Source organism: Streptomyces sp. NPDC047130, assembly GCF_040643475.1.
Classification (GTDB): Bacteria; Actinomycetota; Actinomycetes; order Streptomycetales; family Streptomycetaceae; genus Streptomyces.
Map to the genome: position 1 here is coordinate 37447 of NZ_JBEYUK010000035.1, position 22099 is coordinate 59545.

Here is a 22099-nt window from a genome sequence, read left to right on the forward strand (position 1 = left end):
CATGTCAGGACTTGCCGAATTCTTTGTGGATCAGATCGAAGAGGTCGGACGCGCTCGCCGCCTCCAGATCGATCTCGTCGGCCGCGCCCGTGGGCCCGGAACGGGCCGGGGCGGGGGCCGCCGCGGAGCGGAGCCGGTCGGTGAGGTCGCGGAGCCGGGCGAGCAGGACAGCCGTCTCCTCCGCGTCGGGCGGGGTCTCGAGGAGCCCGAGCTCGAACTTCTCCAGCCGGACGACGGCACTCTCCGTGTCCGCCGGGTCGGTGGCCGGGTCCTCGCCGAGGAGGCGCCCGCGCAGGTGGGCGGCGAGAGCCGCGGGGGTCGGGTGGTCGAAGACGAGGGTCGCGGGCAGGGACAGCCCGGTGGCGGCGTCGAGCAGGTTGCGGAGCTCGACGGCCATCACCGAGTCGGTGCCCAGGGCGCGGAACTGCCGGTCCGGGTCGATGGCCGCCGTGGTGCGGTGGCCGAGCGCGGCGGCGGTCCTGGAGACGACCAGGTCGACGAGGACGCGCTCCTGTTCGGCCCGCGACGCCCCGGCGAGCCGTCCGGCGAGGTCCGGCTGCTCCTGCCCCTGCCCCTGCCCGTCGGTGGCGGGCGTGGCGGGCCGGGGTGCGGCGGGCAGCAGGTCGAGCAGCCGCCCGCCGCGCCCGGCCCGCAGCAGGGAGCCGAAGCGGTTCCAGTCGATGCCGGCCACGCAGACCGTGGTCCGGTCCTCGGCGAGGGCCTCGTCGAACGCGAGGAGGGCCTCGTCGGGGGAGAGCGGTGTCACGCCGGTGCGCTGCTGCTGCTCACCGGCCGCCGTGGCCGCGCCCACTCCGGTACCGGCCCACGGGCCCCACGCGAGGGCGGTGGTGGCGCGTCCGGCCGCACGGCGCCGCTGGGCGAAGGCGTCCAGCGCGGCGTTGCCCGCGGCGTAGGCGGCCTGCCCGAGGTTGCCGACGACACCGGCGAAGGAGGTGAAGAGCACGAAGTGGTCGAGCCGGTGCTCCGCGGTCAGCTCGTCGAGGTGGCGGGCGGCGGCCAGTCGGGTGTCGAGGAGGTCCGCGACGCCGTCGGGGGTGAGCGAGGTGATCACTCCGTCGTGCACCGTCCCGGCCGCGTGGACGACGCCGCTGAGCGGCAGGTCCTCCGGGAGGTGCGCGAGCAGTTCGGCGAGCGCGTCGCGGTCGGCCGTGTCGCAGGCGGCGAGGGTGACGCGGCTGCCGAGCGCGGTCAGTTCGGCGGCCAGTTCGGCGGCGCCGGGGGCGTCCGGGCCGCGGCGTCCGACGAGCAGCAGATGGGGGGCGCCCCGCCGGGCGAGGCGGCGGGCGGTGTGCGCGCCGAGCGCGCCGGTGCCGCCGGTGATCAGCACGGTGCCGGTCGGCCGCCATCCGTCGGGCGTGCCGTCCGCGCGCCGGGGGGCGTCCTGGACGAGACGGCGGCCGAGCACGCCGGTCCGGCGGATCGCCGCCTGGTCCTCGGCGTCGGCGGACCCGAGCAGTGCGGCCAGGCGTGTGCCGGTCCGGTCGTCCCACTCGGCGGGCAGGTCGACCAGTCCGCCCCAGGTGCGGGGCATCTCCAGGGCCGCGGTGAGGCCGAAGCCCCAGACGGCGGCCTGGTCCGGGTCGGGCCCGGGGTCGTCGGTGGAGACCCGCACGGCGCCCTGGGTGGCGCACCACAGCGGTCCCGGCACGCCGGCGTCGTCGAGCGCCTGCGCGAGGACCACCACGGAGGGCAGGGAGCCCGCGCCGGACGCCAGTGCCAGCACCCCGGCCGGGGTGCTCCCCTCGGTCGCGGCGCGCAGCCGCGCCGTGAGGGCGGCGCGGTCGGTGCCGCCGGGGACGGCGACGACCCGGGCGCCGGCGCCCTCCAGCGCGCGGCCCACCCGGTCGGCGGCGACGTCGGCCCGGGCGCCCCCGCCGGGCGGGGTGACCAGGAGCCAGGTGCCGGCCGGCCGTGCGGCTCCTTCGGCCACCGGGGTCCAGATCACCTCGTACCGGCCCCGGTCGGGCGCGGCGCGGTGGGCGGCGGGGGTCGCCTCGGGCCAGAAGCGGGTGTGCTGGAACGGGTAGGGCGGCAGGGTGACGGGCGGCGCCTGCGGGAACGCGGCCGCCAGGTCCACGTCCGTGCCCTCGACCCACAGCCGGGCCAGGGCGGCGAACAGGCACTCCGCCTCGGGGCGGTCGCGGCGCATCGCGGGGACCGCGCCGGGGACGAGCGCGCTCAGGGCGCCCGCGGGGCCGAGTTCGAGGAAGCGGGTGTGCTCGGTGAGCGAGGCGATCGCGTCGGCGAAGCGGACGGGCTCGCGGATCTGGTCCACCCAGTAGTCGGGGGTGGCGATGTCGCCGGGGGCCGTGGTCACGACCGGCACGGACGGGGTGTGGTAGGTCAACGCCTTGGCGACGGCCGCGAATTCGGCCTGCATGGGTTCCATCAGGTGTGAGTGGAACGCGTGCGAGACGGTGAGCCGCTTGACGCGCACGCCCTCGGACCGGAGTCCCTCCTCCAGCGTGCCGATCGCGTCGGCGTCGCCGGAGACCGTGATCGAGGTCGGGCCGTTGACGGCCGCGAGGTCCACCCCGTCGGGCAGCTCCAGGCCGTCCTCCGCGGTCTCGACGGCGAGCATCGCGCCGCCGGACGGCAGCGCGTCCATCAGCCGGCCGCGTGCCGACACCAGCCGGCAGGCGTCGTCCAGGGACAGCACGCCCGCGCAGTGCGCGGCGGCCAGCTCGCCGATGGAGTGGCCCACCAGCACGTCCGGGGTCACCCCCCACGACTCCACCAGCCGGAACAGCGCCACCTCGAGAGCGAACAGCCCGGCCTGCGCGTACACGGTCCGGTTCAGCGCCTCGCCGTCTCCGAACACCACCTCACGCAGCGGCCGGTCCAGGTCCACCCGCGCGCACACCGCGTCGAAGGCGTCCGCGAACACCGGGAACGCCTCGTACAGCTCACGACCCATCCCCACCCGCTGCGCGCCCTGACCCGAGAACAGGAAGCCGGTGCGGCCCTCGCGCACGGTGCCCCGTACGGTCCCGGCGGCGGGTTCGTCCGCCGTCAGGGCCGTCAGGCCGGTGGCGTAGCCGGTGAGGTCCTCGGCCAGGACGACGGCGCGGTGCGCCTGTCCGCGTGCCGTCGTGGCGAGCGTCCGTCCGGTGGCGACGGCGGAGGTTCCGGGGGTGTCGCACAGCGCCTTCAGCGCCTCCGCCCGGGCGCGCAGGGCCGTGCCGGAGTGGGCCGAGAAGGCCCAGGGCAGCACGGACCGCTGGTCGGGCGCCGACGGTGCGGCGTCGTCGGCCTGTTCCAGGACGACGTGGGCGTTGGTGCCGCTGATCCCGAAGGAGGAGACGGCCGCCCGGCGCGGCCGGCCGTCCCGTGGCGTCCACGGGGTTGCCTCGTCGAGCAGCCGCAGGCTGCCGGTGTCCCAGTCGACGGCCGGGGTCGGCTCCGCCGCGTGCAGGGTGCGGGGCAGCACGCCGTGCTGCATCGCCAGGAGCATCTTGATGACGCCGGCGATGCCCGCCGCCGCCTGGGTGTGGCCGATGTTGGACTTCACCGAGCCGAGGTGGAGGGGTTCCGTCCGGTCCTTGCCGTAGGTGGCGAGGAGCGCCTCCGCCTCGATCGGGTCGCCCAGCCGCGTGCCGGTGCCGTGCGCCTCGACGGCGTCCACCTCCGACGGCCACAGCCGGGCGGAGGCCAGGGCGGCGCGGATCACCCGCTGCTGCGCGGGGCCGTTGGGGGCGGTGAGGCCGTTGGACGCGCCGTCCTGGTTGACCGCGCTGCCCCGCAGCAGTCCGAGGACACGTCGGCCGTTGGCCCGCGCGTCCGACAGCCGCTCCAGCAGCACCAGTCCGACGCCCTCGCCCCAGCCGGTGCCGTCGGCGGAGGCGGCGAACGCCTTGCAGCGCCCGTCGGCCGACAGTCCGCGCTGGTGGGCGAACTCGACGAACGCGGTGGGCCCGGTCATGACCGTGACGCCGCCCGCGAGCGCCATCGAGCACTCGCCCGACCGCAGTGACTGCGCCGCCAGGTGCAGGGCGACCAGGGACGACGAGCACGCCGTGTCCACGGTGATCGCCGGGCCTTCCAGGCCGTACGTGTAGGAGATCCGGCCCGACAGCACGCTGGCCGCGCTGCCGGTGGCCACGTGGCCCTCCACGCCCGAGCCGACGGCCGGGAACAGACCGGCGTAGTCCTGTCCGTTGGTGCCGGCGAAGACGCCGATGCGCCTTCCCTGGAGGGTGGCGGGGTCCAGTCCGGCCCGCTCGAAGGTCTCCCAGGAGGTCTCCAGCATCAGCCGCTGCTGGGGGTCCATGGCGAGCGCCTCGCGCGGGGAGACGCCGAAGAGGTCCGCGTCGAATCCGGCGGCGTCGGGCAGGAAGGCGCCGCGGCGGGCGAAGTCGGGGGCGTCGCGCAGGTCCCAGCCCCGGTCCGCGGGGAGGTCGCCCACCAGGTCGAGGCCCTGGGTCAGCACCTCCCAGAACTCCTCCGGGGTGGCCGCCCCGGGGAACCGGCAGCCCATCGCGACGACGGCTACGGGGTCGTCGGCGGCGGCGGACGCGGAGGGGCCGGGGGCTCCGGCGGGGGCGACGGCCTCGGTGGCGCCGGTGAGGTCGGCGCGCAGGCGGGCGGCGAGCGCGGCCGGCGTCGGGTGGTCGAAGATCAGGCCGGCCGGGAGGGGGAGGCCGGTGGCCGCGCGCAGGGCGTTGCGCAGCTCGACGGCGGTGAGGGAGTCGAAGCCCAGGTCACGGAAGGCCTTGTCGGGCGCGACGGTGGCGGCCGTGCCGTGGCCGAGCACGAAGGCGGCCAGGGTGCGCACCAGGTCCTCGGTGATCCGGCGCCGCTCGCCCTCGCCGGCGGCGGCGAGGCGGGCGGCGAGGCCGGTGGCTCCGGCCGGGTCCCCGGCCTCGTCCGGCCGGCCGGCGGGGACGAGTTCGCGGAGCAGGCGGCTGGGGCGGGCGGCGGTGAACCCGGTCGCGAACCGCCGCCAGTCGACGTCCGCGACGACGACGGCCGCGCCGTCCGCCGTCGCGTCCGTGCCGTCGAGCGTCCGGCCGAGGACGCCGATGGCGAGGTCCGGGTCGAGGGGGGTGAGGCCGGAACGGCGCAGGCGCTGGGTGAGGGCCTCGTCCTCGGCCATGCCGGTCTCGGCCCACGGCCCGAAGCCGATCGAGGTGGCGGGCAGTCCGCGGGCGCGTCGGCGCTCGGCGAGTGCGTCGAGGTGGGCGTTGGCGGCGGCGTAGTTGGCCTGGCCCGCCGTGCCGACGGCGCCGGTGAAGGACGAGAAGAGGACGAAGGAGTCGAGCGGGAGGTCCCCGGAGAGGGCGTCGAGGTTCTCGGCGGCCAGGGTCTTCGCGCGGAGCACCTGTTCGAAGCGGTCCGGGGTCAGGGCGTCCAGCACGCCGTCGTCGAGGACGCCGGCGGCGTGGACGACGGCGGTGAGCGGATGCTGCTCGGGGATGCCGGCGAGCAGCGCGGCGAGCGCGTCGCGGTCGGCGGCGTCGCAGGCGACGGCCGTGGCGGTGGCGCCCGCAGCGGCGAGTTCGGCGACCAGTTCGGCCGCGCCGGGAGCGTCCGGTCCGCGTCGGCCGACGAGCAGCAGCCGGGTGTGGCCGCGTGCGGCGAGCAGCCGGGCCACCTGGGCGCCGAGCGCGCCGGTGCCGCCGGTGACCAGCACGGTGCCGTCGGTGCGGGGTCCGGGACCGGTGGCGGGCGGGGGCGCGGGGGCGGCGACGAGACGGCGTGCGGAGACGCCGTCGGCCCGGACCGCGAGCTGGTCCTCGACGTCCCCGTCGCCGTCACGGTCCCTGCCGGCGGCGAGGACGGCGCACAGGCGGTTCCCGGCGCGGTCGTCCAGGGTCTCGGGCAGGTCGATCAACCCGCCCCAGACGTGCGGCAGTTCCAGGGCGGCGACACGGCCGAATCCCCAGATCTGGGCCTGGGCGGGGTCCGGCGGGCCGTCGGCGCGGCCGGTCGACACCGCTCCCCGGGTGAGGGCCCAGAGCGGGACGTCGGCGTCGGCACAGGCCTGGGTGAGCAGGAGGGTGGCGGCGAGTCCCCGGCCGAGGGCGCCGCCGTCCCGCAGCGCGGTGGTGTCCGTTCCGCACAGCGAGACGACGCCCGCCAGGTCTCCGTACCCGCGCAGCCGGTCGGCGAGGGCGGTCCGGTCGTCGCCGGGGTCCGGCAGGCCGAGGACGGTGGCGCCGCCGCGTCGTAGCGCGTCGGCGATCCGCGCGCCCGGTCCCTCGTCGAGGTCGGCGCCGACCAGGAGCCAGACGCCGTCGAGCACGGCGGGCGCCGGTGCGACGGGGCGCCAGACCGCCCGGTGGTACCAGGAGCCGACGGTCGCCTCGGTGCGCCGGCGGTCGTGCCAGGACGAGAGGTGCGGCATGAGTCCGGCCAGTCCGCGCCGGGCGTCGTCGTCGGGCAGTCCCAGGGCGTCGGCGAGCCGGTCGACGTCCTGTCCGGCGACGGCCGTCCAGAAGTCGGCCTCCGCCTCGTCGCGGGCGGTCGCGGCCCCGGCGTCGGCCACCGCGTCGGGCCAGTAGCGCTCGTGCTGGAAGGCGTAGGTCGGCAGCTCGACGGGGCGGCCCCCGAGCGGCGCGAAGAACGTCTCCCAGGCCACGGCGGCGCCCCGCACGTACACCTCGGCGACGGCGCGCAGCAGCCTGGCGTGCTCCCCCTGCTCGGGGCGCAGGGCGGGTGCGGCGGTGGCGTCGTCGGTGATGTGCGGGACGAGGGCGGAGAGGGTGCCGTCGGGGCCGAGTTCGAGGAAGGTCCGGGTGTCGGTGAGGGAGGCGATCGCGTCGGCGAACCGGACGGGCTCGCGGATCTGGCCGACCCAGTAGTCCGGGGTGGCGAGGTCGCCGGGGGCCGTGGTCACGACCGGGATCGCCGGGGCGTGGTAGGTCAGCGACTCGGCGACGGCGGCGAACTCCGCCTGCATCGGCTCCATCAGCCGCGAGTGGAACGCGTGCGAGACGGTCAGCCGCTTCACCCGCACGCCCTCGGCACGCAGCCGCTCCTCCAGCGCGCCGACCGCCTCGGCGTCACCGGACACCGTGATCGAGGTCGGGCCGTTCACGGCCGCGAGGTCCACGCCCTCCGGCAGGTCCAGACCGTCCTCGGAAGCCTCGACGGCGAGCATCGCGCCACCCGACGGCAGTGCGTCCATCAACCGGCCACGCGTCGAGACGAGAGCGCAGGCGTCGTCCAGGGACAGCACGCCCGCGCAGTGCGCGGCGGCCAGCTCACCGATCGAGTGGCCCACCAGCACGTCCGGGGTAACCCCCCAGGACTCCACCAGCCGGAACAGCGCCACCTCGACGGCGAACAGCGCGGGCTGCGTGTACACCGTCCGCGCCAGCAGCGCGGCGTCGTCCCCGAACACCACACCCCGCAACGGAAGTTCGAGATCGACCCGCGCGCACACCGCGTCGAACGCCTCCGCGAAGACGGGGAACGCCTCGTACAGCTCACGCCCCATCCCCACCCGCTGCGCGCCCTGACCCGAGAACAGGAACCCGGTGCGTCCGGAGACGGCGACGCCTGTCGGCGTGTTGCCGCGTCCCGTCGCGAGCTCGTCCAGGTGGGCGAGGAGTTCCTCGCGTCCCGCCCCGAGGACCACCGCCCGGTGTTCCAGCGCCGCGCGCCGGGTCGCGAGCGAGAGGCCGACGTCGGCCGGGTCCTCGGCCGTGGCCGAGGAGCGCAGCCGGGCCGCCTGGGCGCGCAGGGCCTCCGGCGTGGCTCCGCTCAGGACCCAGGGGATCAGCGTGTCCGGGTCGCGGGGCACCGGCTCACCGGCGACGGGTTCGGCCGGCGCCTGCTCGATCATGGTGTGCGCGTTGGTGCCGCTGATGCCGAAGGACGAGACCGCCGCGCGCCGGGGCCGCCCGGTCTCCGGCCAGGGCCGCTCCTCGGCGAGGAGTTCCACCGCGCCCGCCGACCAGTCGACGTGGGGCGACGGCACGTCGGCGTGCAGGGTGCGGGGCAGTACGCCGTGCCGCAGCGCCATCACGGTCTTGATGATGCCGCCGACGCCCGCGGCCGCCTGGGTGTGCCCGATGTTGGACTTCAACGATCCGAGCCACAGGGGCTGTTCGGGGTTGCGGCCCCGTCCGTAGGTGGCCAGCAGTGCCTCGGCCTCGACCGGGTCGCCCAGCTTGGTGCCGGTGCCGTGCGCCTCGACCATGTCCACGTCGCCGGGGGTGAGGCCGGCGTCGGCGAGGGCCGCGCGGATGACGCGCTCCTGGGAGGGGCCGTGCGGTGCGGTGAGGCCGTTGGAGGCCCCGTCCTGGTTGACGGCGGAGCCGCGGACCAGGGCCAGCACGCGGTGGCCGTTGCGCACGGCGTCGGAGAGCCGCTCGACGAGGAGCATGCCGGCGCCCTCGGACCAGCCGGTGCCGTCCGCGTCCGCCGAGAAGGACTTGCAGCGGCCGTCGGGGGCGAGGCCGCGCTGCTTGCTGAAGTCCACGAAGACGCTGGGCGTGGACATCACGGTGACGCCGCCGACGAGGGCCAGCGAGCACTCGCCCGCCCGCAGCGAGCGGGCGGCCAGGTGCAGGGCGACCAGGGACGACGAGCAGGCGGTGTCCACGGTGACGGCCGGGCCCTCGAGCCCGTAGGTGTAGGAGATCCGGCCGGACACCACGCTGCCGGCGCCGCCGGTGGCCCGGTAGCCCTCGGTCTCGTGCAGGGTCTCGGCCGCGGCGGCGTAGTCGTGGTACATGACGCCGGCGAAGACGCCGGTCTCGCTGCCGCGGAGGGTGGCCGGGTCGATGCCGGCGCGTTCGAAGGTCTCCCAGGACAGCTCCAGCAGCAGACGCTGCTGCGGGTCCATGGCGAGCGCCTCGCGCGGGGAGACGCCGAAGAGTCCGGCGTCGAAGGCGGCGGCGTCGTGCAGGAAGCCGCCGTGCCGTGCGTAGGTGGTGCCGGGGCGGGACGGGTCGGGGTCGTGGAGGCGGCCGAGGTCCCAGCCCCGGTCGGTGGGGAAGCCGGTGATGCCGTCGCGGCCCTCGCGGACCATCCGCCACAGCTCCTCCGGGCTGTCCACGCCGCCCGGATAGCGGCAGCTCATCGCGACGATGGCGATCGGCTCGTCCGTCGTGGCGGTGCGCCGGGGGCTCCGCGCCACGGCGGCGGTGGTGGCCGTTCCGCCCAGTTCCTGGAGGAGGTGGGCGGTGAGCGCGGCGGGGCTGGGGTGGGAGAAGACGAGGGTGGCGGCCAGCCGCAGCCCGGTGGCGGCGGCGAGCCGGTTGCGCAGCTCGACGCCGGTGAGGGAGTCGAACCCGAGGTCCTTGAAGGTCCGGTCGGGGTCCAGGCGGGTGCCGGAGGAGTGCCCCAGGACGGCCGTGACCGTGGTCCGTACCAGTTCCTCGACGGCGCGTGCCCGCTCGCGTTCCGGCAGCGCGGTGAGGCCGCCGGGGTCCGCGGCGGACGCGGCGGACGCGGCCGGGCGGAGCTCGGCGCGGACCAGGTGACGCAGCAGCGGCGTGGTGGTGGTCGCGTCGGGGACGGGCTGGGCGGCCATGGCCAGGACGTGCGCGGGTCCGGCGGCGGCGGCCGCGTCGAGCAGCCGCACGCCCTGGTCGGGTTCGAGGGCGCCGCCCAGGGCGGCGAAGCGGGCGCGGTCCGCCGCGCCGAGGCCGTCGGCCATGCCTCCGGCCCCGCCCCACAGACCCCAGCCCACCGAGAGGGCGGGCAGTCCTTCGGCGCGGCGGCGGGCGGCGAGGCCGTCGAGGAAGGCGTTGGCGGCGGCGTAGGAGGCCTGGCCCGCGGTGCCGAAGGAGGCGGCCACGGAGGAGAACAGCACGAAGGAGGTCAGGCCGAGGTGGCGGGTCGCCTCGTCGAGGAGTGCCGCCGTCCCGGCCTTGGGGCGCAGCACGGCGGCGAGGCGTTCGGGGGTGAGCGAGGTGAGCAGGCCGTCGTCGAGGACGCCCGCGGTGTGGACGACGGAGGTGACCGGGTGGTCGGCGAGGACGCGGTCGAGGACGCGCCGGTCGGCGGCGTCGCCGGCGACGACCGTCGCGGTGACGCCGTGGGCCGTGAGTTCGGCGACCAGTTCGCCGGCGCCCGGCGCGTCGGGGCCGCTCCGGGAGAGCAGGACCAGTCCCGCGACCCCGTGCTCGGCGGCCAGGTGGCGGGCGACGCGGGCGCCGAGCGCGCCGGTGCCGCCGGTGATCAGGACCGTGTCGCGCGGGCCCCACGTCGGCGTGGTGCCGCCGCGCAGCCGCGTCGCGCGGGGAGTCAGCGGGGTGCCGGAGCGGAGAGCGGTCTGCGGGATGTCGCCGGGCAGGCCGCCGGCGAGCGCCTGGGCCGACGCGGGCGTGCCGTCCAGGTCCACCAGGCCGAAGCGGCCCGGGTGTTCGGTCTGCGCGGAACGCACCAGGCCCCAGACCGCGGCGGCGGCCGGGTCGACCGGCTCGCCGTCGGCGGTGGCCACGGCGTTCCGGGTGACGACGACCAGCCGGCCGTCGGCGAACCGCTCGTCGTCCGCCCAGTCGCGGAGCAGGGCGAGGACGGCGTCGACCGTGGCGTGGGTGCGTCGCGCGAGGGCGGCGCCCACCGCGGCCGGCTCCGGGCCGGAGCCCACGCAGGCGAGGACGACGCCGGGGTGGGCGCCCTCCTCGGCCCAGGCCTTCAGGTCGGGGAACCGGGTCACCCCCGCGACGGTGTCGAGGAGATCGGCGGTGCACACGGGCAGCGCCGCGAGCGGCGCCTCGCGCGTTTCCTCTCCCTCGGTGGCGGGCGTCCAGTCGATGCCGTGGAGCACGCCCGTGGCCGCGTCGCCCAACCGGTCGGCGGTCACGGGCCGGAACGCCAGGGAACGCGCCGTCAGCACGGGCCGGCCGGCCGGGTCGGCGAGCCGCACCGTGTACTCGTCGGGGCCGCGGCGGGTCAGGGCGACGCGCAGCGCGGTGGCTCCGACGGCGTGCCGGGTCACGCCCGACCAGGCGAACGGCAGCAGAGCGGAGCCGTCCTCGCGGAGCAGTCCGGTGGCGCCGAGGGCGTGCAGCGCGGCGTCGTACAGCACGGCCTGCGGCCCTTCGGGCAGCTCGACCTCGGCGTGCACGGTGTCGCCCTCGCGCCAGGCGGCGCGCAGGCCGCGGAAGCCGGGGCCGTAGGCGAGGCCGGCGGCCGCGAGTGCGTCGTACTCGGGTGCCACGGACGGGGACGTGGGGGGCCAGGCGTCGTCGGGGCGGGGGGCTTCCCCGGCCGGGCGGTCCGGCTCCAGCGTGCCGACGGCGTGAGTGGTCCAGCGCGCCCCGCTGTCGCCGTCGGGCCGGCTGTGGATCTCGACTGTGTGCCCGCTCACGGTCATCTGGAGCTGGCAGCCGCCCCGCTCGGGCAGGACCAGGGGCTCGTGCACGATCAGCTCGGCGAGTCCGGGCAGTCCTGCCTGCCGTCCCGCGTGGAGGGCGAGGTCGACGTAGGCGGTGCCGGGCAGCACGACGCGGCCGTGCACGACGTGGTCGGCCAGCCAGGGGTGGGTGGCGAGCCCGATGACGCCGGTCCAGACCTGTCCGCCGTCGCCCGCCAGCGGCACCTCGGCGCCCAGCAGCGGGTGATGGGCCACGGCGAGGCCGGCGCCGGCCAGTGCGGTGGTGGAGGGGACCTGGGAGGTCCAGTAGCGGGTGCGCTGGAAGGCGTAGGCCGGCAGCTCGACGGGGTGGCCTCCGCCCGGACCGGCGACGGCCGCCCAGTCCGGCGCGACCCCCCGCGTCCACAGGGCGGCGACGGCGGTGAGCGCCGACCCGGCCGCGTCCTGGTCACGGCGCAGCAGCGGCACGGCGGTGGCGTCGTCGGAGACGAGCGGGACGAGGGCGGAGAGGGTGCCGTCGGGGCCGAGTTCGAGGAAGGTCCGGGTGTCGCCGAGGGAGGCGATCGCGTCGGCGAAGCGGACGGGCTCGCGGATCTGGCCTACCCAGTAGGCAGGGGTGGCGATGTCTCCGGGGGCCGTGGTCACGACCGGGATCGCCGGGGCGTGGTAGGTCAGCGACTCGGCGACGGCGGCGAACTCGGCCTGCATCGGCTCCATCAGCCGCGAGTGGAACGCGTGCGAGACGGTCAGCCGCTTCACCCGCACGCCCTCGGCGCGCAGCCGCTCCTCCAGCGAGTCGACCGCTTCGGCGTCACCGGACACCGTGACGGAGGTGGGCCCGTTGACGGCCGCCAGGTCCACCCCGTCGGGCAGTTCCAGGCCGTCCTCCGCGGCCTCCACGGCCAGCATCGCGCCGCCCGACGGCAGCGCGTCCATCAACCGGCCGCGCGCCGACACCAGCCGGCAGGCATCCTCCAACGACAACACCCCGGCGCAGTGCGCGGCGGCCAGCTCACCGATGGAGTGACCGACCAGCACGTCGGGGGCCAGACCCCAGGACTCCACCAGCCGGAACAGCGCCACCTCGACCGCGAAGAGCGCGGGCTGCGTGTACACCGTCCGCGCCAACAGCTCCGCATCGTCGCCGAACACCACGTCACGCAGCAACGGAAGTTCGAGCTCCACCCGCGCGCACACGGCGTCGAAGGCCTCGGCGAAGACGGGGAACGCCTCGTACAGCTCGCGCCCCATCCCGACCCGCTGCGCTCCCTGACCCGAGAACAGGAACCCCACGCGCCCCGGTGCGGCGACGCCGCTCAGCAGGCCCGCCGAGTCGTGGCCGGCGGCCAGCGCGTCGAGGCGTGCCGCCAACTCCTCCCGGTCGGCGGCGAACACGGCCGCGCGGCGGTCCAGGGTGAAGCGCGTGGTGGCCGAGGACCGCGCGATCGCGGTCACCGGCAGGAACGGTTCGGTGTCCAGGAAGCTCCGGAGCCGGGCGGCCTGGGCGCGCAGCGCCGTGTCACCGCGTCCGGAGAGGAGCACCGGCAGCGCCGGTCCGGCTGCCGGTTCCTCGGTCGCGGGGCCGGCCGGTGCGGGTGCCGCCTCGATGACCGCGTGGGCGTTGGTCCCGCTGATGCCGAAGGAGGAGACGGCGGCCCGGTGGGGCCGGTCCGCGGGGGCCAGGGGGACGTTCTCGGTGAGCAGCCGCACCGCGCCGGCCGACCAGTCGACGTGCGGTGAGGGGGTGTCGGCGTGGAGGGTGCGGGGCAGCACGCCGTGCCGCAGCGCCATGACCGCCTTGATGACGCCGGCGACGCCGGCGGCGGCCTGGGTGTGCCCGATGTTGGATTTGACGGACCCCAGCCACACGGGCTGCTCGGGGTCCCGGCCCTGGCCGTAGGTCGCGAGCAGTGCCTGCGCCTCGATGGGGTCGCCGAGGCGGGTGCCGGTGCCGTGCGCCTCGACGAGGTCGACGTCGGAGGGCGTCAGGCCCGCGGAGGCCAGGGCGTCGCGGATGACGCGTTGCTGGGCTAGGCCGTTGGGGGCGGTGAGGCCGTTGGACGCGCCGTCGGAGGTGACGGCGGAGCCGCGGACCACGGCGAGGACGCGCTGCCCGTCGGCGAGGGCGTCGGACAGGCGGCGCAGGACGAGGACGCCGGCGCCCTCGGACCAGCCGGTGCCGTCGGCCTCGGCGCCGAAGGCCTTGCAGCGGCCGTCGGGAGAGAGGCCGCCCTGTCGTGCGAACTCGGCGAGGACGCCGGGGGTGGCCATCAGGGTGACGCCGCCCGCGAGGGCGGTGGAGCACTCCCCGGCGCGCAGCGACTGGGCGGCCAGGTGCAGCGCCACCAGCGAGGAGGAGCACGCCGTGTCCACGGTCACGGCCGGGCCCTCGAACCCGAAGGTGTAGGCGATGCGGCCGGAGGCCACGCTGGCGGTCGAGCCGGTGAGCAGGTAGCCCTCCGCGCCCTCGCCAGGCTCGTGCATCCGGGGGCCGTAGTCCATGGCGGTGGCGCCGACGAAGACGCCGGTGCGGCTGCCGCGCAGGGCGGCCGGGTCGGTGCCGAGTCTCTCCAGGGCCTCCCAGGAGGTCTCCAGGAGGAGCCGCTGCTGCGGGTCCATCGCCTGGGCCTCGCGGGGGGAGATGCCGAAGAGGCCGGCGTCGAAGCCCGCGATGTCCGCCAGGAACCCGCCGGCGGCGGGGAGTTCGGTGTCCAGTGCGTCGAGGTACGGCTGCCAGCCCCGGTCTGCGGGGAGGCCGCCGAGCACTTCGCGGCCCTCGCTCAGCACGTCCCACAGCGCCGCGGGCGAGTCGATGCCGCCGGGGAAGCGGCAGGCCATCGCGACGATGGCGACGGGTTCGCCGGGGTCCACCGGGTTGCGGGCGGCGGTGCCGGGCGGCGTGCCGTCGGTGTCCTCGCCGCGCAGCGCGTCGCACAGGTGGCGGGCGACCTCGGCCGGGGTGGGGCGGTCGAAGAGGTAGGTGGGCGGCAGGGTGAGGCCGGTGGCGGCGGCGAGCCGGTCCCGCAGTTCGACCAGGGTCAGGGAGGCGAGCCCGAGGTCCTTGAAGGTGAGTTCCGGGTCGACGGCGGAGGCGTCGGCGAACCCGCCGGCCACGGCCGCGTGGGAGCGGACCAGTTCGAGAACGGTGCCGCGGGCGGACTGCCGGGAGGCGGAGCGCAGTCGCTCGCGCAGCGCGTCCTCCGGGCCTGCGGCGGCCGGGGCCGCGACGGCCGGGGCCGCGACGGCCGGGGCTGCGACGGTCCGGTCCGTAGCGGTCGGGTGGGCGGCGGTCCCGTCCGCGGCGGTGTTCCCGCCGGGCTCGGTGGTGCCGTTCCAGCGCTCGGCGGCGGGGCCGGGCCGCCAGTGGCGTTCGCGCTGGAAGGCGTAGGTGGGCAGGTCCACGACCTCGCCGGGCGGGGCGGGCAGCCGGACGTCCAGGCCGTGGGCGAGCAGTTCGGCGCCCGAGGCGAGCAGCCGGGCCGGGCCGCCCTCGCCGCGGCGCAGCGAGCCGACGACCGCGGTGCCGGTCACGTCCAGTTCGGCCAGGGTGTCGCGCACGGCGGGGACCAGGACCGGGTGCGGGGTGACCTCGACGAGGAAGCGGAAGTCCTCCTCGGCCAGTCGCCGGACGGCGCCGGCGAACTCGACGGTGGAGCGCAGGTTCCGGTACCAGTAGGCGGCGTCCAGGCCGGCCGTGTCGGTCCATTCGCCGGTGACGGTGGACAGGAACGGCACGTCGGAGGTGCGGGGCCGGATGCCGGCCAGGGCCGACAGCAGTTCCTCGCGGATGCGTTCGACCTGCGCCGAGTGGGAGGCGTAGTCCACGGGGATGCGCCGGGTCGCGACGCCGTGCGACGCGCAGCGTGCCGCGAGGGCGTCGAGGTCGCCGTCCGGGCCGGAGACCACGACGGCGGCGGGCCCGTTGTCGGCGGCGAGGGAGAGCGAGGGGGTGGCGTCCAGCCACTGGCGGACCCGGTCCGCGCCCGCCTGCACGGACAGCATGCCGCCCTGCCCGGCGAGGGCCCGCAGGGCACGGCTGCGCAGGGCGACCACCGCGGCGGCGTCCTCCAGGGACAGCGCGCCCGCCACGCAGGCCGCGGCGATCTCCCCCTGGGAGTGCCCGGCGACGGCGTCGGGCTCGACGCCCAGGGACCGCCAGGTCTCGGCGAGGGCCACCATCACGGCGAAGAGCGCGGGCTGCACCACGTCGACCCGGTCCAGCGTGGGGGCGCCCTCGGCGCCGCGCAGGACGTCGGTCAGCGAGAAGTCCGTGTGCGGGGCGAGCGCCGCCTCGCAGGCGTGGACGGTGCGGGTGAACACCTCGTCGGCGTCGAGGAGCCCGGCGGCCATGGCGGGCCACTGGGATCCCTGGCCGGAGAAGAGCATGGCCAGGCGTCCGGTGCGGGCGGTGGCCTCGCTGACGCCGGGCGCGGGCAGTCCGGCGGCGACCGCGCCGAGCTGCTCGAGCAGCTGCTCGCGGTCCTCGGCGAGGAGCACGGCGGTCCGGGCGAAGCGGGTGCGGGTGGTGGCGAGCGAGTGCGCCACGTCGGCGACGGCCAGGTCCGACTCCTCGACCGCGTCCCTCAGCCGGGCGGCCTGGGCGCGCAGCGCCTGCGCGGTGCGGCCGGAGACCACCACCGGCGTGGGCAGCGCCTCGCCGTCGGCGGCGGGGGCGGGGGCGGGGGAAGCGGCGGGCACGGAGGTAGCGGCGGGCACGGGGGAGGTGGTGGTCGCGGGGGAGGCGGCGGTCGCGGGGGAGGCGGTGGGGGCGGGGCCGAGCACCAGGTGGCAGTTGGTGCCGCCCATGCCGAACGAGCTGACTCCGGCGAAGCCTTCGCCTCCCAGCGCGCCGGTCTCGGTCTGCACCCGCAGGTTGAGCCGTTCCAGGGGGATGCCGGCGGGCGCGGAACGGAAGTTGAGGCTGGGCGGCACGAGGCCCCGCTCGACGGTGAGCACGGCCTTCAGCAGGCCGGCGACGCCGGCGGCGCCCTCCAGGTGCCCGATGTTGGTCTTGACCGAGCCGACGGGCAGCGGCGCGGTGCGCGCGGCGCCGAGGGCCGCGCCGAGGGCCGCGGCCTCGACGGGGTCGCCGACCGGGGTGCCGGTGCCGTGCAGTTCGACGTAGCCGACGGCGTCCGGGGCGACGCCCGCGCGGGCGTGGGCGGCGCGGACGACGGCTTCCTGGGCCGCGGCGCTGGGCGCGGTGAGGCTGGGGCCGCCGCCGTCGTTGTTGACGGCGCTGCCGTGGACGACGGCGTGGATGCGGTCGCCGTCGGCGAGGGCCCGGGCGAGCGGCTTGAGGACGACGACGCCGCCGCCCTCGCCGCGTACGAAGCCGTTGGCGCGTTCGTCGAAGGTGAAGCAGCGGCCGTCCGGGGAGAGTCCGCCGAACCGCAGCGCGGCGACGGTGCTGTCGGGCGCCAGGATGAGGCTGACTCCGCCGGCGAGGGCCAGGTCGGACTCGCCGCGCGCCAGGCTCTCGCAGGCGAGGTGGACGGAGACCAGGGAGGAGGACTGGCCGGCGTCGACGGTCAGGCTGGGGCCGTGCACGCCGAGCGTGTAGGAGACGCGGTTGGCGATGACGCCGCGCTGCAGGCCCGGCATGGTGTGGCGGTCGACGCCGTCGTCGCCCTCGCGGTGCAGGAGGGTGGCGTAGTCGTCCCAGATCGCGCCGAGGAAGACTCCGGTGCGGCTGCCCCGTAGGTCGGCCGGGACGCTCCGGGCGTCCTCCAGCGCCTCCCAGGCGAGTTCGAGGGCCAGGCGCTGCTGGGGGTCGGTGGCGGCGGCCTCGCGGGGGGAGATGCCGAAGAAGGCGGCGTCGAAGTCGGCGACGTGGTCGACGAATCCGCCGCGGGGGACGCCGGGCACGCGCGCGCGGTCGGCGGGGGTCTCGGTGACGGCGTCGGCGCCCGCGGCGAGCAGCTCCCACAGGGCCGCCGGGCCGGGTGCGCCGGGCAGCCTGCACGCGTACCCGATGATCGCCACGGCCTCGGAACCACCGGTGTACGTATCCGACATGAATGCCCCGAATCACTCGACGTCGCGAGTTTCACCGGAACCATGTCCGGCCGACGGCCGGGGCGGGCGCGGGTGCCCGCCGTGTGGTCCGGCTGCTTCCTCGACTGAAGCACTCCGGACGCTAGCCAGCGGCCGACGGGGCGGCCAACCCCTAGCCGCCGTGCAGCCGCCCCTAAACCACCTGGCCAGAGGGCGGCCGCACGGCCGGCTCAGGGTCGGCCGGCGTGGGCGGCGCGGCTCACGTGGCCACCTGGACGGCGGTCCGCGCCTTCTCGGCCCGGTAGACCAGGTAGGCGGTCCAGAAGCCCGCGAGGCCGATCAGGACCATGGCGACGATCACCGGCCACTGCCAGGGGTCGGGGACGTGGAGCGCGAGGAACCAGACCTTGTCGGGGGAGCCGTTGAGCTTGATGCCCATGGCCACCAGGCCCTGCGGGAACAGGCCGACGATGCCGACCGCCGCGGCGGCCCACATGAGCGTCTGGCGTCCCGCGGACATCGTCTCGAACGGGGACTTGCCCACCTCGTCCTCGTCGGCGGGGGCCGACGCCGGGGCTCCGGAACGCATCAGGTGCAGCAGCTCCGGGCCGTTGTCCCGCAGCTTCCGCGCCGCCACCGAGCCGAGCAGCACGTGGCTGAGCACGCCGGTGAGCAGGGCGACCGGGACGCTCGCCCACAGCAGCGCGGGCTGTTCCGTGGCGTGGCCCGCCCAGGCGACCCCGAGCGCCGGGCACATGGCGAGCGCGACCAGGAAGAACATCATGAACGACTGCCCGGTGACGTCGCCGTGGTCCATCGGCGAGTTCTTGCTCCGGTGCGGGTCCGGGCCCGGGACCAGGACCGCGACGGAGGCCCAGATCAGCAGGCCGGAGCCGCCGCCCAGCGCGGCGAGGTTGCCGGCGAGCGCCCAGGGCAGCAGGGCGGTGTCGCCGTGCAGCAGGGATCCGGCGATCGTCAGCAGCAGCGTGAGCGGGCCGAAGACGATCAGCCAGGCGAGCTGGCGGGCGCGGACGTCGGCCTTCTCCTTGCCGGGCACGGTGAGGGTCAGCCAGAGCGCGGTGCCGTCCTGGCCGTAGAGGTTGGCGCAGGTCGCGGCGGCCATCAGCGCTCCGGCCGCACCGACGAACGGGAACGCGGCGGTGAAGTCGAAGATCAGCGGGAACAGCGCGGTGATGACCGCGAAGGCCGGGCCGAGCACGATGCTCTGGGTGCGCATCGGGTCGCGCCACCAGGTCCGCAGCTCCTTGAGGCAGATCACGCCCACGTCGCTGCCGAACAGCCGGCGGCGCCGCACGGCGTCGCGCGCGGAGGAACCCCGGACGACCGGGCGGGCCAGCCGCTGCGGCCCCAGCAGCGCCGTCCAGGCGGCGAACAGCGCCGCGACCAGGGCGGCCAGCGCCGCCAGCGGCGCCGCCGTCCACAGCCAGTCGCCGCGTCCCGCCGCCTCCACGGCGAGGAGCCCCCAGCTGGACGGCAGGGCCCGCACCACGGTGGAGAAGGTGGGTGGGAAGCCGTACTCCAGCAGCAGGTAGACCCCGATCATCAGGACCCACGAGAACGAGCACAGCGAGACGATCGCGGCGGTGACCGTCGCGGTGATCACACCGCCCGTCCGCGACCGGGACAGGGCGCGGAACAGCAGGGTGACCACCCGCGACAGCAGCACCACCAGCAGCAGGAGCAGCACCACCGCCGGCACCGACACCACGACGGCCTGCCAGCTGAGCCGGGCCGCGAAGGCGATGGTCGCCCCGAACGCCACCACGGTGACGGCGGTGGTGACGGCGACCATGGCGGCGGCGAGCAGGCCCATGGCCAGGGTGCGGCGCGGGATCGGCTGGCGGTGGAAGTGCTCGCCGTTCAGCGGGGGTTCGCCCGCGAAGATCGGGCCGACGATCCAGCCCAGCGCCCACAGCGCGAACGTCACCGCGAGGACGTCCATCAGCATCCGCGGCTGGGAGAAGTCGAGAAAGGCCAGGATGACGGTGGTGACGGCGAGACAGATTCCGACGGACCAGCCGAGGCTGTTCATCGCCATCTTGGAGTCCGACGTGCTGTGGCGCAGCACCGCCAGTTTCATGCGGATCAGGACGCCAACCACGACAGCCCCTCCCCGCCGCCGATGGTCACGCCCACCAGGTCGACGAAGGTCTCCTCGAGGGAGCGGCCGCCGCGCACCTCGTCCAGCGGTCCCTCGGCGACGACGCGACCGCGGGCCATCACTCCGACGGTGTCGCAGAGTTCCTCGACGAGCGCCATGACGTGGCTGGAGATCAGCACCGAGCCGCCGTGGTCGACGAAGCGCCGCAGGATCCGCTTGATGGTGGCGGCGGAGACCGGGTCGACCGCCTCGAAGGGCTCGTCCAGCACCAGCATCTTCGGGGCGTGCAGCAGGGCCGTGGCCAGGCCGACCTTCTTGCGCATACCGGTGGAGTAGTCCACCACCAGGGTGCGTTCGGCGGAGCCGTCGAGTTCCATCACGGCGAGCAGCTCGTCGGCGCGGCGGTCCGCCTCGTCGGCGGGGATGCCGTGCAACTGGCCCAGGTAGGTGAGGAGTTCACGGCCGGTCAGCCGCTCGGGCATGGCCAGCCCGTCGGGCAGCACGCCCAGCAGGCGGCGGGCCTCCAGCGGGTCCTGCCAGATGTCGACGCCGTGCACGCGGGCGGTGCCCGCGTCGGGCCGGAGCAGGCCGACGGCCATCGAGAGGGTGGTGGTCTTTCCGGCGCCGTTCGGTCCGACGAGTCCGTAGAAGGAGCCGGGCCGGACGGTGAGGTCCACCTGGTGCGCGGCCGTGTAGTCCCCGAAGACCTTGTGCAGGCCTTCCAGACGGAAGGCGGGTTCCTCTCTCCCGGAGTCCCGGCCGGTTGTGTCGGTCATGGTCGTGTGCTGAGTTACGTCGTCCACCGCATTCCTTCTCAGGGAGACTCAGGACGGCCCGGCGGATCGCGGGCCTCTGGGAAACCTGCTGGCCATCCTGCCAACGAACCTGCTGCATAGGCGAGTTCACCCTTCGGGCAGGCCGGAATACGGCGGTCGTGCTTCCGCATACCGAGTGGGGGTGCCGAGGGAGAGACCCTCGGCTCGGCCGGCCCTCCGATGGTCCCCGCACCGGAGCGCCGTCAGCACCCCTAATTCACGTGACGGCACCCAGTAGGGGTGTCCTTCGATCACAAGTGCGATCTATGGGGTCTCCAGTTCGCTGTCGATGAGGGCGAAGATGTCCTCCTCGGTGGCGGCCCGCAGGTCGGCGTCCTGCCCCTCGTCGTCGTCCGCGTCCTGGCCGGTGTGGTCGTCCGCCAACCGGGCGAGGAGGGCGCTCAGCCGGACCCGCAGCAGGGACCGGTCGCTCGCGGACAGCTCGTGGGGCGCCGCTTCCAGTTCGTCCAGCCCGGCCAGCAGCGCGTCCGCCGTTCCCCGCGCGGGCGGCACCAGTTCGGCGCCGAGCCGCTCGGCGAGCGCCTCGGGGGTGGGGTGGTCGAAGACCAGGGTGGCGGGCAGCCGGACGCCGGTGACGGCGCCGAGCCGGTTGCGCAGTTCCACCGCGGTGAGCGAGTCGAACCCGAGGTCCTTGAAGGGCCGGTCCCGCTCCACGGCATCCGCCGCGGCGAAGCCGAGCACGGCGGCCGCCTCCGCCCGGACGCGTTCCAGCAGGACCCGCGCGCGTTCGTCCGCCGGCAGGGCGCGGACCTGGTCGGCGAATCCGGTCTCCCCGGCCCGGGCGGCCGCGGCACGCCGCGGGCCGCGGACCAGGCCGCGCAGCAGGTGGGGCACCTCCGGCCGGCCGGTGAACCCGGCGACGTCCACGGCGCCCGGCAGCACGGCGGGGTCGGCGCCGGCCAGCGCCGCGTCGAGCAGGGCCGTGCCCTCCTCGGCGGTGGTCGGCGGAAGACCGGAACGCGCGGCGCGCTCCCGGTCGCCGTCGCTGAGGACGCCGGTCATGCCCGCGCCCACGTCCCACGGCCCCCAGGCCAGGGAGAGGGCGGGCAGTCCGCGGACGTGCCGGTGCCGGGCGAGCGCGTCGAGGTAGGCGTTGGCCGCCGCGTAGTTGCCCTGCCCGGGAGTGCCCAGCGTCGCCGAGACGGACGAGTAGAGGACGAACTCCTCGAGGTCGGGCAGCAGTTCGTGCAGGTGACGGGCGGCCGTGACCTTGGCCGCGAGCACCGGGGCGACGCGGTCCGGGGTGAGGGCGGTGGCCACACCGTCGTCGAGGACGCCCGCGACGTGGAACACGGAGGAGATCCGCCGGCCGCGCACCGTGCCGGCCAGCGCCTCGGGGTCGGTGATGTCGCAGGCCACGATCTCGGCCTCGGCTCCGGCGGCCCGCAGGTCGGCCGCCAGGTCGGCGGCGCCGGGGGCGTCGGGGCCGCTGCGGCTCAGCAGGAGGAGGCTGCGGCAACCCCGTGCGGCGAGGTGGCGGGCGGTGAGGGCGCCGAGTGCGCCCGTGCCTCCCGTGACCAGGACCGTGCCCTCCGGCTCCCACCCGCCCGGAACCGTCAGCACCACCTTGCCCACATGACGCGCCTGACTCACGAACCGGAAAGCATCCGCAGCCCGCCGCACATCGAACACCCGCACCGGAGGCAGCACCAGCACACCCTCCGCGAACAACCGCAACACCTCACGGAGAATCTCCCCGATCCGCTCCGGCCCCGCCTCCCCCAGATCGAACGCCCGGTACGCACACCCGAGGGAACCCGGATCACGCACATCCGCCTTCCCCATCTCCACGAACCGCCCACCCGGCACCAGCAACCGCGCCGACGCATCGACGAACTCACCCGCCAA

Annotated in this window: 4 protein-coding genes and 1 pseudogene; all 5 read right to left on the reverse strand. The window is 76.1% G+C overall.

Going from position 1 to position 22099, the window contains the following annotated elements; genetic code table 11:
* Window positions 1–4: 4 nt before the first annotated feature.
* Window positions 5–17314, reverse strand: a complete 17310-nt coding sequence (locus ABZ836_RS27995; RefSeq protein ID WP_361146719.1) for a type I polyketide synthase — start codon at window positions 17312–17314, stop codon at window positions 5–7.
* 238 nt (window positions 17315–17552) lie between these two features.
* On the reverse strand, window positions 17553–19415 hold the full coding sequence (locus tag ABZ836_RS28000) for a hypothetical protein (protein WP_361146722.1): 1863 nt from the start codon (window positions 19413–19415) through the stop codon (window positions 17553–17555).
* Window positions 19400–20191, reverse strand: coding sequence for an ABC transporter ATP-binding protein (locus ABZ836_RS28005; protein ID WP_356137602.1), 792 nt, complete (start codon window positions 20189–20191; stop codon window positions 19400–19402). Before ABZ836_RS28005 ends, ABZ836_RS28000 begins: the two co-directional genes overlap by 16 nt.
* A 303-nt stretch (window positions 20192–20494) precedes the next feature.
* Window positions 20495–21844 (reverse strand): beta-ketoacyl reductase, encoded by a 1350-nt coding sequence (locus ABZ836_RS28010; RefSeq protein WP_361146725.1) that lies wholly within the window; start codon window positions 21842–21844, stop codon window positions 20495–20497.
* 24 nt (window positions 21845–21868) lie between these two features.
* Window positions 21869–22036, reverse strand: a pseudogene (locus tag ABZ836_RS28015) (hypothetical protein); the annotation flags it as partial.
* Window positions 22037–22099: the final 63 nt, after the last annotated feature.

Excerpts from the sequence above, each read along its gene's own strand:
- ABZ836_RS28005 (WP_356137602.1), bottom strand. The coding sequence starts at position 20,191 with ATGACCGACACAACCGGCCGGGACTCCGGGAGAGAGGAACCCGCCTTC.
- ABZ836_RS27995 (WP_361146719.1), bottom strand. The coding sequence starts at position 17,314 with ATGTCGGATACGTACACCGGTGGTTCCGAGGCCGTGGCGATCATCGGG.